The following is a 15,102-nucleotide window of genomic DNA, read 5'->3' on the forward strand; positions in this document are numbered from 1 at the left end:
CAATGACAAACTTGCGTCGAATGTTCATTACACTAACCAGCCAGGTGATCCAATAAGAGTGGTGCCTAATCCAATCATCACCACGCCACTGATAAGTTTTAACCAACGTCCTTCTCGTTCTTGTAACTTTCGATGGCTCAAGGTGAACACAGCAATTGTCACCATAAAAACATCATCTGCAATATAGGCAAGATTGTATAGGCCAAGGTAGCTGTAATACCGCCACCATTCGAAATCTTGACGGGCCAGTAATTCAGTATAGATCGCTGGAAATCCTGCGGTACATACCAACTCAATCATATTCACCAGCGTTGCAAGAACGATGACCCCAAACAGGGCACCTAGCGTATGTTCTGCTTGAAGGATCTTCCGCATCCGCGTGTACAGTCCTGGCTTTGCTGATTCTGGAATCGTGAGAGAGACTCCTTTTCGAAAGGCGAAGAAATCTTTGACATTAATCGCCCCAATTATCAGTGCGATTCCTCCCAACAGGAGTTGCGTCACGCGGGAATACCCTATGATAAGGAACACGTTGAGCCATGCTGCCATGAACGCGAAATAGACGAGCCCACTCACGACAACAAATGTGCCCGCTATCAGAAACATCTTCTGTCGATCACGAAGCGTTGCCAGAAGGGAAAGCAAAAAAAGCAACACCCACATGGCACATGGATTGAATCCGTCGAGAAGACCAAGTAGTACGGTAAAGAGCGGAAGACCAAGATCAGGTAGGCTGCGCGGACCAACGAATGGAAGAGTAATCTCCGATGTCTCGGTGGGCTTATGCGTTATCGAAGACGTACATGGCTCGTCATTCTTCAGAGCACACGTTCCATCCGGGGGATCGTGTTTGGACTGAGGAGGAGGTCTGGCTAATAAATTCCGAATCATTTGGCCTGTGACTTCTTCCGATGTAAACCCAACAACAAGTTCGCCTTGAATATAAAATGTAGGAACACCAATATGTTTGACACCCAACCTTGACGCAAGATGAGTTAATCGAGTGAGGGCCTCTTGATCCTCATCAAGGTCTCGTATTTTTATTCGAATTTGTGGATCTTCACCTTTCAGTTGCTTCAGAAAAGTTTTTGCTGCTGCACAATGAGGACAACCCTTGCGAACAAACACTTCGAGATCAACAGGGTGTGACTCTTGTGGAACTTTGGGGTTGGGCGTCATTCCCAGCAAAACTATAACGCACACTATCGCAAAAACCTGTTTAGCAATCACGACTCTCTTTTCCCTCCAAAGGTTTCAACTCCAAGGCTTTAGTTACCAAGCATTGATATGTCTATAGCAAAAGAAGGACCAGAAGCTGCGCTCAATCGTCCAATATGGCTGACTTTGCTACCTTGAGATATTCAACGTCCTTTGCCTTTCCCCCGCCTTTCCTTTGCCCTTATTTGGGACACTAAGATGACACCAAACTGTGGAATTTTCCTACGGTCTGTGATGAAGCATTCCTCAAAACTTTTCGCGTTCTAAATAAATTGACGGTTCGGTAGCCGTTTCCCATAAAGGAGCTTGATCGCTCTGTCATGGCATCCGGCTTGCTGAGACTAAAAGGTAAAGGAGAAACGACTGTGGGTAACACATCGTTCAAGAAAATCTTGACGCCTGTTGATTGTCCCTCAGTTCCCGTGCAGAATTTTCGATGGGCCTCCAACTAGCAAAAACGTTTGAAGCTCAAGTTATTCTGCTCCATGTTATCGATTTCAAGACGTTGGAAGCCCTCAATGCCATGGGTCTCGCTAGACCATCTGAAGAAAAGACCTCTAAAATGTCTTCGGCATCACGCCAGACTTCTAGCCAGAGATTTACTGAAGACAGAAGAAGTAAAAGGGATCAAGATTAGGCGTTTCTTAAGGGAAGGAAAACCCTTTGCCCAAATGACTCGAACCGCACAGTTGGAGAAAGTCGATCTCGTCGTGATGGGATGATGTCAGGCGCATCTTTTCTGGCAGCAACGCAGAGCAAGTTATTCGAACGGTAAATTATCCTGTGCTCTAGATTCCATTTCCCTGGCAACGCGTAACCATGAAAGCTAAACAGTACCATAACGTGTACATAACAAATCGCCTCGTTAAGCCATAAAGGATTCTCTTGAATGTCCTCCTCGAGCTTCTAATCCTCATTTTACTTGCCAGGGTCTTCGGAGAGACGGCTGAACGCATTGGGCAACCCTCCGCAGTGGGCGAACTCAGTGCTGGCGTTTTGTTGGCCGCCGCCGCGGCTCTTTGTGGGCCATCAGTTCCCATTTTCACTCAGTTTACCGCGAGCAAGACTCTAGAAGTGATTGCTCATCTTGGAATATTTTTTCTTGTCCTGTTGGCAGGAATTGAATCAAAACTCGATGAACTTCGACAAAATTCACGTAGTGCCATTTTTGTGGCTCTTGGAGGTGCGCTTGCTCCTTTGCTCGCCGGCGTTATCTTGGGATGGCTATTTCTTCCTGAATCAGAGGTCAAGTCCATTCAGGCCTTTCTGATTGGCATCACCATGTCTATTACCTCTATTCCAGCGACGATCAAGGTCCTGGCAGAATTCGAATTACTCCATTCAAGAATAGGACAAACAATTGTTGGCGCAGCCATTGTTGACGATATTCTCGGATTATTCTTCCTGGCCATCCTGACCTCGATGATTCAGACCGGGCATATCCCAGACCCCATGGCTTTCATCATTCTTCTAGGCAAGGTCGGCATCTTCTTCGGCATTACCATTAGCCTGGGCATCCATGTGTATCCAAAAGTTAGTCAGAGCCTCAAAGCGCTGAAACTCGCTGCCGTGGAGTTCAGCGCTCTGATGGCTGTGGCCTTAGCATACGGTCTTCTCGCAGAAGCTCTCGGAATGCATTGGATTCTCGGAGCCTTTATGGCTGGACTTTACTTTGAACCAAGTCGGGTCGGTCAGGAAGCGTATGAAGAAATGAAATTAATCGCGACAGGGATCACTCAAGGAGTCCTTGGCCCATTATTTTTCATTTGGATTGGACTCAATGTGGCATTCGATGCCGTGATTCAGATTCCCCTGTTTATCCTTCTACTCGTCGTCATCGCCTTTGTCGGTAAGTTAATCGGATCGAGTCTGCCTGCTTACTGGCTAGGACTCAATCGTCAGGAGGCATTGGCGGTCGGGGTCGGCATGAGTAGTCGTGGGGCGGTAGAGCTTGTCGTGTTAAGTATTGCGTATGAGGCAGGCCTATTTGCTTATGGGAATAATGAAAACCTTATTGTTTCAAACCTGTTTTCAGCATTAGTGCTCATGGTCGTGATCACGACCTTCCTAACCCTTGTTATTATGCGAAGAGTTCTTCCAAAATAGCTAAACTGATTAGGACGAATTCCTACGCATTGATGAGATATGAGCAAAACACATTCACCAATCAGCAGACTTCAAGAGATACGATTTGTCCTTTGGTCGATCCTCATCCTCAACCTCTTCGTCGCTCTCGCTAAACTGAGCTATGGATTAATCACCGGGTCCTTAGGGATGCAAGCGGATGGATTTCACTCCCTGTTCGATGGGGTTTCAAATGTGATTGGGCTGGCTGGCCTGTGGTTAGCCTATAAGCCTCCTGATAAGGATCATCCCTATGGACATAAAAAATTTGAAGTCCTTGCTGCTGCTGGAATTGGGGGGATGCTGCTTGGCACATGTCTGTATTTACTGTGGAAAAGCATTCACGCACTGGAACAAGAGGCTACCCCTCAAGTCACGGGGCTGAGCTTTGGAGTCATGATCACAACGATGTTGATTAATCTTGGAGTGACAAGGTGGGAACAAAGAAAGGGAAAGGAATTACACAGTGAAATTTTGATTGCGGACTCTTACCATACCGCCAGTGACGTATTGACCTCGTTCTCCGTGCTCATTGGTTTATTGGCTATTCGCCTTGGATATCCCATTGTCGATCCTCTTGTCGCCATGTTTGTTGCGGTCGTCATTGCATGGACAGCGATCAAGGTGCTCAAAGAAGTCACGGATTCCCTTGTGGATAAAGTTCGCCTAGATCCGGATAGGGTTCATTCTGTCGTTATGGAGATTCCAGGGATACTCGATTGTCATGAGATTCGAACACGGGGTCTTTCTAGTCATGTCTTTGTTGATCTTTCAATTCACGTTCAACCGCACATCTCCATCCAGTTAGCCCATCAGTTGGCCCATGATGCGGAAGACGCGATGAAGAAACATTTTCCAAATGTTGAAGACGTGATCGTGCATGTCGAGCCGGAAGGGCACACATGATTTGTATACAGTTTAAAGTTAGGATTGTTGACTTAAGACTTCAGACCTGAAACCTGATTCTTGAAACGTGAAACTATTGTTTATCAACCAGAGTGATAAATTGGCAAGAAAATATGAAAGGCAGTTCCCTTCCCAAGTTCGCTCTCCACACGAATTAACCCATCATGCTCTTGAATGATGCCATGGACGACCGTTAAGCCTAACCCTGTCCCTTCTCCAACTGGTTTGGTTGTAAAAAAGGGATCAAAAAGCCTGGAAAGGTCTTCTTTCTTGATTCCACTGCCTGTGTCTGAAAGGGTCAGATGCATTAGGTTGTTGCTAGTCCCAATAGCGATTCGAAGAGTGCCACCCTCAGGCATGGCGTGACATGAGTTCAGGACTAAGTTCAAGAGGACTTGACTAAGCTGATCTTGATCAGCAAAGACATGTGGCCTGTCGGGATCCATATCCGTCTCAACCTGTATCTGATGAGTATTCAAGCGTTCTCGCATAATATCAAGTGTTGTCAAAATGATCGTGGCAAGGTCAAGAGGACGACGTTCAACTGGTCGCTTTCTCGCAAAACTGAGCAATTGATTCATGATTTTGGTAATACGCTCAACTTGTGTCACGATTGTCTCCAGCCCTTTCTTCGTATTCTCATCAGAGCTTTTTCTCATCAAGAATTCGGCACGTCCTAAGATGACGTTCATGGGAGTGCCGATTTCATGGGCCATTCCTGACGCTAACGTACCTAACTCAGCGAGTCGTTCCGTCTTTCGAAGTCGATCTTCCAGAGTTTTTACTTGAGTCACATCAAAGATATAGCCCTCCAACGCACAAAGGGTTCCATCAGCAGAAAAGACTCCTGCCCCCTGTTCCCATACCCATTTTGTTGATCCATCCGCAGTTTGTATTTTATACGACAATTGAAAAGATCGACGTTCTGCATTCGCAGCTTCAACTTCTTTCCATATTCGCTCTCGATCTTCTGGTGCAATCACATCTCGACCGTAAGAAACCTTTCGGTTTTTGACAAAATCTTCAGGCGAATATCCCGTAAGCAGGTGACACCCGGAACTTATAAACTCTATGGGCCAACCAGTATCATTCGTACATCGATAGACCATTCCTGGAAGATTTTTCATCAAGGTGGACAAGGTTCGTTGAGTTTCTTGCAAGGCTGCTTCAGCCTTCAGCCGTTCGCTGAGATCAAGGATGATTGCCACAAACACCTGAGTCGATTTATGAGCCACGAGTTGGAGATGAACCTCAACTGGGTAGTGCGTTCCATCTTTTCGACAGTGTTTCGTACGAAACTCAATCCTTGGAACGGTGCCAGCTCTCAATGGTTGAATAAGCTTTCCAAACGTTTCATGGGTAAACTCTGGCTTCAAAGACACTGGGGTCATCTGACTTAGCTCCTCCATCGAGTAACCAAGATTTTCCTGTGCCCCACGATTGACCCGGACAAATTTTAATGTTTCGACATCAAATAAGAAGATTTCATTTAAGGATTCATCCAGCAAACTTCCTAATTGTGTAATGTGTTCTTCAGCCAGCTTTCGCTCTGAAATATCCCGAAGAATCACGGTAAATAATTTATGACCGGAAACCTCGACGCGAGAAATTGACGCTTCAATTGGAAATTCCTCACCATTGGTGCGCAGACCCGAAATAGCGCCCAAATCTCCCATGCGGCGATTTGTAACCATCGCATGGCCAAACTGTTCAATATGATGATGATGGTTCTCGCGAAATTGTAAAGGAATAAACCGATCAATAGTTGTGCCGATGACTTCAGGAGCCGAACACCCAAACATCTTTTCGGCAGCCGCATTGAAAATGACAATTTCTTGCGCTTCATCAACGGTAATAATGGCGTCCATGGCAGAGTGGATGACCCCAGCAAGCTGAAGCTCAATGGCTTCCAATCCTTCTTTTGTATGCTTATGAATATTATGAATGGCACGAAGTTCGGCCACCTCTTCACGTAGGGCAAATAATTCATGCTCAAGTTGTTCTTCTCTTGATTTAGGATTCATGTTAGTTGTTTCAGGTTTAAAGTCTCACGTTCAAGTCTCAAGCTAAAAGTACCTGAAAAATTACTTGAATTTGTTACCCTTAAGATTTGAGTTGCGAAGATATTTCATGAGCCCATTTGTTAAACGAATAACTTCTTGAACTTGACCTTTCAATTTATCAAATTCTTTTTCTGTCAAATATGATTGATCACTCGCCACATACAATTGAGCCCTGAACTCGCCAGCAGATCCTTTGGCAAGTGAAAGGAACTGAATAAATTCTTTCGAACCATCTCGCTCAAAACCCTCTGCAATATTTGACAAGATCGATACACTGGCCCTCCGAACCTGGTCACGAAGTCCAAAATCCTTAGCAAACTCTCTGCGGCTAGACACATGATAGATTTCATGACAAAGTATTCTTGCTTTTTGCCAGACTTGAAGATCTTCAAAGCATTCAACTTTTCCCAATTGTTCTCCTACGCTTTAACATTAAACTTTGAACCTGAAACTTGAAACTTGAAACTCATATTTATACTTTAGACTTTACTCCTCTCTTCCATTTCACCTAATTTCCTGTACAGAGTTTTCCGGTCAATTCCCAACACTTGAGCCGCTTGATATTTATTACCACCCATTTTTTCAAGAATTCGCCGAATGTACGTTTGCTCTAATTCTTCTAAGGGAAGCATTCGATCGACCGCATCTTCAACCAATTGCCCTTCACCTCGGACCTCACGAATGACCGGAGGTAAATCCTCCAGGGTGATTTTTTCTCCTGGGCAAAGTGTGGCAGCCCGTTCAATGATATTTTCAAGTTCTCGAACATTCCCTGGCCATTGATAATCCAATAATCGAGCAAGAGCCCCTTCGACGACTTCATGGATGCTCTTTTGCTGTCCAGCAATACTTTTCTCAAGTAACCCTTGAACTAATAGTGGAATATCTTCCTTACGTTCACGAAGCGCTGGGAGACGAATTTCAATTACATTTAACCGATAGTAGAGATCTTCTCGAAAATTCTTGGCTTTCACTTCTTCCTCTAACTTCACATTTGTTGCGGCAATGATCCGGACATCGATAGGGCTAGAGCGAGTGGCACCAACTCGTCGAATTTCTCGTTCCTGCACTGCTCGAAGTAATTTGGCTTGAAGCATCATGGGCAATTCACTAATCTCATCCAGAAAGAGTGTGCCGCCTTGTGCTTCCTCGAACAGACCCCGTTTATCCGATTTGGCGTCCGTAAATGCGCCCCTCACGTGACCAAACAATTCGCTTTCGAGCAATTGCTCGGGAATGGCCGCACAATTCACTGGAACGAAGGGAGCTGACTGACGTTGGCTATTAAAATGAATAGCCTTGGCCACAAGCTCCTTGCCTGTTCCACTTTCTCCAGTAATTAAGATATTCGTTTGTGAATCGGCGACACGACGAATAAGGTCAAACACCTCACGCATGGGTTTGCTTTTTCCGAGAATTTGATCAAACGAGAATTCCCGATATACCTGCTTTCGAAGATACTTAACTTCACGGCGCAACAGTGCCTCGCGCATAGCCTTATCAACCGTCACCAAAAGCTCTTCCGTCTTAATCGGCTTGGTGAGGTAATCAAAAGCTCCCTTCCTCATAGCTTCAACAGCCGTTTCAACGGTCCCAAATGCTGTCATCATGATAAGGTTGCATTCTTGATGATTCTTCGCGACTTCTTGAAGGAGCTCTAAACCATCCATCCCTTTCATTCGAAGATCAGTCAAGACGATAGAGAATGGTTGGTTGGCAAGTCGTTGCAAAGCCTCTCGTCCCTCTTGAGCTGTTTCAACATGATAGGATTGATCGAGTAAAATATCACGGAGTACATTTCGCATCTCTGGATCGTCATCAACGATCAGAATTCGATTTGGGTCTTGAACCATACACCACCTAAGTTACTGGTTTAAAAATCTAACGCTAGCTCCTCCTACTTCTTACGCTACAAAACATCTTTCTGTTCAAATAGCTTCACTTCCAGACTTTGGGGCAAATAGCCCCTGCATTCGCTATATTCACTGTAGCAAAATAGGACAAATTTCTTCATCCATCTTTTGTGATTAAAGTAATCCATAATCTAGTAAGGAGAGTTGAGTTCAATGATTCATCGTCACTTTTACCCTAGAATTCATTAAATCAACTAGACTCACATGAATATCCCTTTCTTTTCCTGCTCATCTCCATTCATCGCAATAACCGCAGTGGCACTCCTCTTGCTCACTTTAATTCATGTGCGACTTACTCTTGGATCTTGTGGAAATTCATAAAAAGGAATTACGAGATGAAATTGCTTGTTGCAATCGATGGTTCGACTCAGTCAATGAATGCAGTTCATGCTCTTGCACATTTCAAGCCTCCGGAAGAATTAACCCTCGTGCATGCACTGACGCTGCCGGAATTAGACCATCCTATGATTACATCTGAAGTCCGCGATCAAGTGCGTGATAACATTGAAAAGCAATTGCGTCAGAAAGGAAATGCCTTGCTTACCAATGCGGTTCAAGATTTACCGAGGGATTTTGGACCAGCGCAACAAATTCATCAAATCGGATCTCCAGCGCAGGTCATATTGGAAACCGCACAGTCGGCTCTTCCTGACGTGATCCTGATAGGAGCCCGAGGGTTAGGAAAAATGAAGGAACTCCTATTGGGAAGTGTCTCTCACCGTACCGTGCTCCATGCGCCTTGTTCGACCGTTATTTTCAAAGATCCTTTGGCCTCTTTACGAAAAATACTTCTGCCAGTTGAGGGAGAAGAGGATGCTCACGTGGCATTTAAGTTTTTAGCAGAAAAGCCCTTTCGCGAGTCTGTGGAGATTCAACTCATGCTGGTATGGCCTCAGCCTCAAACCCCTTGGCCTATCACTTTAGGACAAAGCAAGTTGATAGAAGAGCATGCGATCACACACGCACAAGAACAACTCGACTCTCTCACTGTCAAGCTAGGCACCATGGGGTATCCAGCAACCAGCTATGTCGGATTAGGAGATCCTTCCTACGCCATCTTGGAACAACAACGTGCCAATAAGGCCGACATGATAATGATGGGCTCTCATGGACGACACGGCATTTCTCGCTTCTTACTCGGAAGTGTTTCTCACAGCGTGCTTCATCAAGCTGACTGTCCAGTTTTTATTGTACGTGAAGCGCAGTACGGAACTACATAAGTACCTCTGAACGAAACATCATAGCCAAGCGTCATGAAGGACCTCTCAGTGCATGTATCTCTGGCCATCTGGCCAAGATCGTGTTCTGTGAGTTTGTCATCCCGTTCTGCTCGCCCAGAACGAAACAATTGATGATACTACTTGCGAGCTGCAAGTATGGTCGTCCACAACAAAAAAACGCCAATCTTTGTCGCTAACCTCAGCTATTAAAACAGAACATCCAAACATTGCTCTCTCTGTGCCAGAGTCTTGATCCCCCCATTGTCTTGGAACGAAATTCAGTATTTTCCTGTTTTCTCATTCACGACCTAGTCCATGACTGTTGAGGTGTTCTGCCCCATTTCTCTAGAAAATAGGTGAGGCGCCTTTCCACAGCATTGAGAACATGAGAAGACGCTTGGAAAAAAATTCTTTACATATTCACCACATATAAAAGTATTTTGGGCCACAGTGATGGTACGTAGCTTGCTTCATCTCTCACCTAACAGGACATGAAGACTTCTAGTCATATTTTATGTATTCCAAAAATGGAGAAGGACGATGAACACACTGACCCGATGGGACCCATTAAGTGAATTAGACGACCTCCAAAACCGGCTTTCAACCTTGTTCGGACGTGCACCAGTCAAGCAACGTGGTGGCAATCAAGAAGCATTGAGCGTGGCTCAGTGGGCTCCTCTTGTAGACATTTCGGAAGATGAAAAAGAGTATGTGATTAAGGCCGAGCTCCCCGAAGTGAAAAGCGACGAAGTGAAAATTTCGGTACAAAATGATGTCTTGAGTGTCACGGGTGAACGAAAATACGAGAAAGAAGAAAAAAGCAAAAAAGTCCATCGAATTGAGCGGGCGTACGGAAGCTTTGCTCGTACATTCACCGTCCCTGAAGACGCCGAAGCGGAGCAAGTGTCAGCAGAGTTTAAGGACGGGCTTCTCAAGGTACATCTTCCGAAAACACATAAAGCCAAACCTAAAAGCATCGAAGTGAAGGTGGGGTAACGTTCGCGTATGAGATGCAGCGGTCGTCGGTGGATCGATGTGTGGAAGAGGAACTCTACATTCCTCAGCGACAAGTTCTTGTATAAGGTTTTGGGAAAGAAATTATGAGATTTTCACAGGTACAACATGGAGGGATTATTTGGCTTATGTGTTCACTGATCAGTTGCGCGGGAGGCTCTGCGTTTATGCACTCCAAGGTTCCTACAACCCATCGTCTTGAAGCTCGTGCGCTGGTCAACCCTCTCCCGCGATCTCAACACGTCATTGATGAAGGAAAAACTCTTTACGAGGGTAAGGGTTTGTGCATTCGATGCCATGGAACGTATGGCGATGGTAAAGGTACTGGATCAATCAAACTACACACTCCACCCAGAAACTTTCGAAAGCATGACTTTTGGAAACATCGCAATGAGGGAGAACTGTTTTGGACTATTAAGAACGGAAGTGCAGGGACAGGAATGTTGGAATCCCAGAGTCTGTTGACCGACCAGGAGATATGGAAAATCCTCCGATACCTGGCCACGTTTCCGAAAAGTCCTGAACCGCCGCCGGATGCAGATAAGACAAACTGACTTCGTTTATCTCTTAACACATTGGCCTGAGGAAGAGGAGAAATCAGACTATGCGACTCAAATACATCACTAGCAGAATGCTCATCGGATTGCTGGTCGTGATTGGCATTTGGGGAATAGGATTGTCGCTGGGACATTCTCAATCTGAGCAATATGTTGATGTGCTCATTAAAGATTTCGAATTTCGTTCAACGCAAATGCCTCTTCAACTCAATGCCCAAACAGTCATTAACGTCGTCAATAAAGATGAAGTTCGTCACGACTTCGGATCTTCAATCTTTTACAATTCCAATACTCGAGTGGAAAGTGGGGGAGTCATTGCTTACGGAAATGACGTCGGAGGAGCGTTTATTGAACCAGGCCATAAGGCGACGTTTCACTTTGTGATTCGTGAATCAGGACGATATCATTTCCAATGTTCTATTCATCCTGACATGAAAGGAGAAATTCTTTTAATCAGTGCAGGGACGGCATAATCAATATACTGTTTCGCACGAAAGAATTTCAGGAATATCTCCAAATGAACACATTCATTCGCCGCATACTCTTAGCTACTGATTTTTCTCCCTCGTCCGAACGAAGTGTTCACATGGCACTGAAGTGGGCAGAGGCATGGGAGGCTAAACTGGACATCGTCCATGTGATAGGCATTCTTCCTCCTATCTACCTCACTTCTTTTAGCGCAAATAATTACATCAAAGCGCAAGAGAAGACTTCACAGGCCCAATTGGAGACTCTTGTTATGCAAGCAAGAGAAAGAGTATCGGAAGTTCAGTGGCATCTTCTTCACGGCATACCCTCGGACGAAATATCTGGCCTTGCCGTATCGTCTCAAACCGATCTCGTTATTATGGGAACCCATGGATGGACAGGAATTGATCGGGTCTTGATGGGAAGTGTAGCTGAACGCGTAATCTGTAAGGCTCCGTGCCCAGTTCTCAGTGTTCGAAATATGGAACGTGGGCAAACGACGACAACTGGCGAACCGAAAGCTGAGACTGCTAGCGCTGCTCCTCGTCATATCCTCCTTCCCATAGATTTCTCTGATTGCTCCCTTGAGGCATACGAATATGCCGACAATCTTGAGAAGTCCTTTGAGGCCTCAATCACCTTGCTCCATGTACTGGAACCCTTTTCTTATAGTTTAGATTTCACTCTGAGTCATCCCGTGGAAGACCAGCAGCACCGTGAGGAAGTGAAAACGCGGTTAGCTTCCCTGACTGACGCGTTCACCAGACAAGGGATTACTGCCAGGTATATGATTAAGACCAAATCTGTCTCCGAAGCCATTGTCGAGTCACTGACTGAATCAGGTGCTGATCTTATTGTCATGGGAACTCATGGACGTCGAGGACTCCGACGCTTAGTCATGGGAAATGTTGCGGCGGCGGTCCTTCGCCAATCTCCAGTTCCGGTCCTCACAGTCAAAAGCCCAAAATTTAAACATGATTCTGAACATACCCAGAAAGAGACTGTTCAGGAATCCCCTCAGTAGAATAACCATGAATACTTTGAGTTCCACCGATAAGCCATTACTTCAGCAAATGACCGTTGATCCTTGGCTAAAAGCACTATTCGATCGTCTAGAGCATCAGGCTCTCGCACCTGATTTTCAGGCACAGAGAGAATTAGGACTTTCGTTTGCACTACGTCCCTATTTTGAACCGAGCCAACCCTTTCAAGTCGTACCGCTTCACGAGGAAGTGGAACTGGCGTCGTTGTACCTCTATAGCGATTACTTTCCGACTGATGGCCATCCCACACTGATTGAACAGGTGTGAGACCTCATTACGGAACATGTCCCACAAGAAGAACGTGAATGGCTGGATGCCGTCAGGCATTCATATATGGACGTCTTTGAAATCACACAGATAGAGGTGGGAGCAGATTCCAGCAGTCTCTTACTAAAGTCTTTAGGTGATGGACAAGAGTTTCGTGTTACTGAGAATATCTTGTCCTCCACTCTTAAAAAAGGCCAAATCCTTCTTACTCGGCTCATTCGTCAACCTGATCATATCTCCTTTCCTGGAGCAGCAGTGACACTGTCAGCAAACATGGGTAAAACCCTCTTCACGTTAATAGATGACGAGCGTCGTGAAATAGAAATAGGGTTAGGGCAATTTGCGTTAGGAGAATGGCCAGCGTTTGCTAAACAATATGGATATGTTTTTCTCTGGACTCTGGTAAAAGTTCGTAGTGGCGCAATATGGATGGCAGATTCCCAGGTACAGTACCGTGAGGCAAATGGCAAGCCCTATCTTTACGCCATAGCAATCTATGAACATCGAGAGCCAGCAATTTTTGAGAAAGGGTTAGATCAGCTTAAAGGGTTTGAACGGGCCTTTTTACCTGAAACCACTGACCGGAAACCGTCAGGTAATGATTTCACTGTTATGGTATGGGAGCAGAAAAATACCGATGCAACTCAAGGAACCTCAGAGTTGTGTGTGGCGAGATTAACACTCACTCGCACTCAACTCTTTGTTGAAACTGATTCTGGAGAACGTCTCGACACCCTCAAGCACGAACTAGCTCGAACATTTGGATTCTCACTACACTTTCGAGGAGAAATCACGACACCTCCAGCTCATATTCCACCTGAGGTTGACCTACTCTCTGAAACCTTTAACGCAAGGCCTGTCATTGTAGCCATAGAAGATGATCAGAAAATACTGAGACCCTTATTGGAGACGGTGTATTTGGACTGGGCAGAACGGCCATGTCCAGTATTACATGATGAAACTCCACGACATGTCTGTTCGAGAGATGGAGACACGGGCACAGTTGCCGCTCTGATTGATCAAATGGAACAAGACGATCTCGCCTATCGTCGCACGGGGACACGAGGGTATGACTACAATATACTCCGAGGGCATGTCGGAATTTAATCGCTCCTGATCATACGGCTTCTCTTTCTCAAGACAATGACTCCTTCTCACATAGATAATGTCGGCCTTCTCGCACGTGAAGACTTCCCGCGCCTACTGACTGCCCTCAAGCATGCAGGCTACCGAACACTCGGACCTGTCGTACGAGATAACGCCATAACCTGGGATGAAATTAACAAAGTGGACGATCTGCCCATCGGCTGGCAAGATCATCAACAACCGGGACAATACCGCCTAGAAGCGAAACACACTCAGCGGTTGTTTGATGTCGTACATGGACCAGAATCCTTAAAACGGGAAACCTTTGCACCGCGAGAGCCACTCTTAACGATCGAACGTCGCAAGAACAGTTTTTCCGCTGAACCAGTTCTTCCACAAAATGCCCCAACAGCCATACTCGGTGTCCGTGCTTGTGATCTTGCAGCTCTGAATATACAGGATCGCATTTTTCTTCAGGATCAATTTCCAGACCCATATTATCAAGTACGACGCGAATCGCTTTTTCTGATCGCCGTCAATTGTACTCGTGCGTTGGACACATGTTTTTGTGCGTCAATGAACACAGGACCGATGGCTACATCAGGCTTTGACTTAGTGCTCACTGAAGATGATCAAGACTTTGTTCTAGAGGCGGGAAGTCCCGCAGGGGAAGAGATTCTTGAACAGCTTTCACTCTCGCCAGTATCCGATGCTCGACTAAAGCAGGACAACGACCGAATCGAAGCTTGTGCGGCTAGTCAAACTCGAAACATCGATTCCACTCGCCTCCCTGAAGCCCTGTATGAAGCCCATGATCACTCACGGTGGGATGAGGTTGCGAACCGGTGCTTGGCTTGTACGAATTGCACCATGGTCTGTCCCACATGTTTCTGCCATACCGTTGAGGAACAACCAGATCTGACTTATCAGAAAAGTGAACATACCCGAGTTTGGGATTCGTGCTTTACCCCTGATCATGGCTATATTCACGGCAAAAACTTCCGTCCCACGATTAAGGATCGCTATCGTATGTGGTTGACGCACAAGCTTGGAACATGGGTCGATCAATTCGGCATGTCGGGTTGTGTGGGTTGCGGGCGATGCATCACCTGGTGCCCAGTCGGCATTGACATCACTGAAGAAGTGAAAGCACTTTGCAAACCAAGAGAATCATCGTCTACTTGATGAATGGGAGGGTTAGAACCGCGAACTCGCGCTGAACC

14 protein-coding genes are annotated in these 15,102 nt (G+C 45.8%); 10 read left to right on the forward strand and 4 right to left on the reverse strand.

Translation table 11 applies throughout. The features are described from left to right. Positions 1–27 precede the first annotated feature (27 nt). Positions 28–1,230, reverse strand: coding sequence for a glutaredoxin family protein (locus tag ACWQXP_RS07100; protein WP_454062131.1), 1,203 nt, complete (start codon positions 1,228–1,230; stop codon positions 28–30). Between the two features lie 873 nt (positions 1,231–2,103). Here ACWQXP_RS07100 and ACWQXP_RS07105 point away from each other — a divergent pair. Next, on the forward strand, positions 2,104–3,324 hold the full coding sequence (locus ACWQXP_RS07105; RefSeq protein ID WP_454062132.1) for a cation:proton antiporter: 1,221 nt from the start codon (positions 2,104–2,106) through the stop codon (positions 3,322–3,324). A 39-nt stretch (positions 3,325–3,363) separates the two neighbouring features. Beyond that, a complete protein-coding gene (locus ACWQXP_RS07110) occupies positions 3,364–4,248 on the forward strand; it encodes a cation diffusion facilitator family transporter (protein ID WP_454062133.1) in 885 nt (294 codons plus the stop codon). Positions 4,249–4,331: 83 nt separating this feature from the next. On the opposite strand, the gene ACWQXP_RS07115 is transcribed toward ACWQXP_RS07110, so the two are convergent. From ACWQXP_RS07115 to ACWQXP_RS07125, 3 genes are all read right to left on the reverse strand, one after another. Further along, positions 4,332–6,272, reverse strand: coding sequence for a PAS domain S-box protein (locus tag ACWQXP_RS07115; protein WP_454062134.1), 1,941 nt, complete (start codon positions 6,270–6,272; stop codon positions 4,332–4,334). 60 nt (positions 6,273–6,332) lie between these two features. Next, entirely contained in the window at positions 6,333–6,722 is a 390-nt protein-coding gene (locus tag ACWQXP_RS07120) for a four helix bundle protein (RefSeq protein ID WP_454062135.1), read from the reverse strand. Positions 6,723–6,790: 68 nt separating this feature from the next. After that, positions 6,791–8,164 carry a sigma-54-dependent transcriptional regulator gene (locus ACWQXP_RS07125; RefSeq protein WP_454062136.1) on the reverse strand — a complete coding sequence of 458 codons (1,374 nt, stop codon included), beginning with the start codon at positions 8,162–8,164 and terminating at the stop codon, positions 6,791–6,793. Between the two features lie 395 nt (positions 8,165–8,559). Here ACWQXP_RS07125 and ACWQXP_RS07130 point away from each other — a divergent pair, with 395 nt between their 5' ends. From ACWQXP_RS07130 to ACWQXP_RS07165, 8 genes are all read left to right on the forward strand, one after another. Continuing rightward, a complete protein-coding gene (locus ACWQXP_RS07130) occupies positions 8,560–9,444 on the forward strand; it encodes a universal stress protein (protein WP_454062137.1) in 885 nt (294 codons plus the stop codon). Between the two features lie 540 nt (positions 9,445–9,984). Next, positions 9,985–10,440: an Hsp20/alpha crystallin family protein gene (locus ACWQXP_RS07135; RefSeq protein WP_454062138.1), complete on the forward strand. Its 456-nt coding sequence runs from the start codon at positions 9,985–9,987 to the stop codon at positions 10,438–10,440. Positions 10,441–10,544: 104 nt separating this feature from the next. After that, positions 10,545–11,012 carry a c-type cytochrome gene (locus tag ACWQXP_RS07140; protein WP_454062139.1) on the forward strand — a complete coding sequence of 156 codons (468 nt, stop codon included), beginning with the start codon at positions 10,545–10,547 and terminating at the stop codon, positions 11,010–11,012. Between the two features lie 50 nt (positions 11,013–11,062). Beyond that, entirely contained in the window at positions 11,063–11,488 is a 426-nt protein-coding gene (locus tag ACWQXP_RS07145; RefSeq protein WP_454062140.1) for a cupredoxin domain-containing protein, read from the forward strand. Positions 11,489–11,532: 44 nt separating this feature from the next. Then, positions 11,533–12,507 (forward strand): universal stress protein, encoded by a 975-nt coding sequence (locus ACWQXP_RS07150; RefSeq protein ID WP_454062141.1) that lies wholly within the window; start codon positions 11,533–11,535, stop codon positions 12,505–12,507. A 7-nt stretch (positions 12,508–12,514) separates the two neighbouring features. Beyond that, on the forward strand, positions 12,515–12,793 hold the full coding sequence (locus ACWQXP_RS07155; protein WP_454062142.1) for a hypothetical protein: 279 nt from the start codon (positions 12,515–12,517) through the stop codon (positions 12,791–12,793). 66 nt (positions 12,794–12,859) lie between these two features. Then, complete coding sequence (locus tag ACWQXP_RS07160) at positions 12,860–13,900, forward strand: hypothetical protein (RefSeq protein ID WP_454062143.1); 1,041 nt, start codon at positions 12,860–12,862, stop codon at positions 13,898–13,900. A 36-nt stretch (positions 13,901–13,936) separates the two neighbouring features. After that, positions 13,937–15,064, forward strand: coding sequence for a 4Fe-4S dicluster domain-containing protein (locus ACWQXP_RS07165; RefSeq protein WP_454062144.1), 1,128 nt, complete (start codon positions 13,937–13,939; stop codon positions 15,062–15,064). The last annotated feature ends 38 nt before the right edge of the window (positions 15,065–15,102 follow it).

This window comes from Candidatus Nitrospira salsa (genome assembly GCF_965152625.1).

What these genes read in the sequence shown, in the direction of transcription:
- ACWQXP_RS07110 (WP_454062133.1), top strand. Translation starts at nt 3,364, where the DNA reads ATGAGCAAAACACATTCACCAATCAGCAGACTTCAAGAGATACGATTT.
- ACWQXP_RS07115 (WP_454062134.1), bottom strand. Translation starts at nt 6,272, where the DNA reads ATGAATCCTAAATCAAGAGAAGAACAACTTGAGCATGAATTATTTGCC.
- ACWQXP_RS07125 (WP_454062136.1), bottom strand. Translation starts at nt 8,164, where the DNA reads ATGGTTCAAGACCCAAATCGAATTCTGATCGTTGATGACGATCCAGAG.
- ACWQXP_RS07130 (WP_454062137.1), top strand. Translation starts at nt 8,560, where the DNA reads ATGAAATTGCTTGTTGCAATCGATGGTTCGACTCAGTCAATGAATGCA.
- ACWQXP_RS07135 (WP_454062138.1), top strand. Translation starts at nt 9,985, where the DNA reads ATGAACACACTGACCCGATGGGACCCATTAAGTGAATTAGACGACCTC.
- ACWQXP_RS07140 (WP_454062139.1), top strand. Translation starts at nt 10,545, where the DNA reads ATGAGATTTTCACAGGTACAACATGGAGGGATTATTTGGCTTATGTGT.
- ACWQXP_RS07145 (WP_454062140.1), top strand. Translation starts at nt 11,063, where the DNA reads ATGCGACTCAAATACATCACTAGCAGAATGCTCATCGGATTGCTGGTC.
- ACWQXP_RS07150 (WP_454062141.1), top strand. Translation starts at nt 11,533, where the DNA reads ATGAACACATTCATTCGCCGCATACTCTTAGCTACTGATTTTTCTCCC.
- ACWQXP_RS07155 (WP_454062142.1), top strand. Translation starts at nt 12,515, where the DNA reads ATGAATACTTTGAGTTCCACCGATAAGCCATTACTTCAGCAAATGACC.
- ACWQXP_RS07160 (WP_454062143.1), top strand. Translation starts at nt 12,860, where the DNA reads ATGGACGTCTTTGAAATCACACAGATAGAGGTGGGAGCAGATTCCAGC.
- ACWQXP_RS07165 (WP_454062144.1), top strand. Translation starts at nt 13,937, where the DNA reads ATGACTCCTTCTCACATAGATAATGTCGGCCTTCTCGCACGTGAAGAC.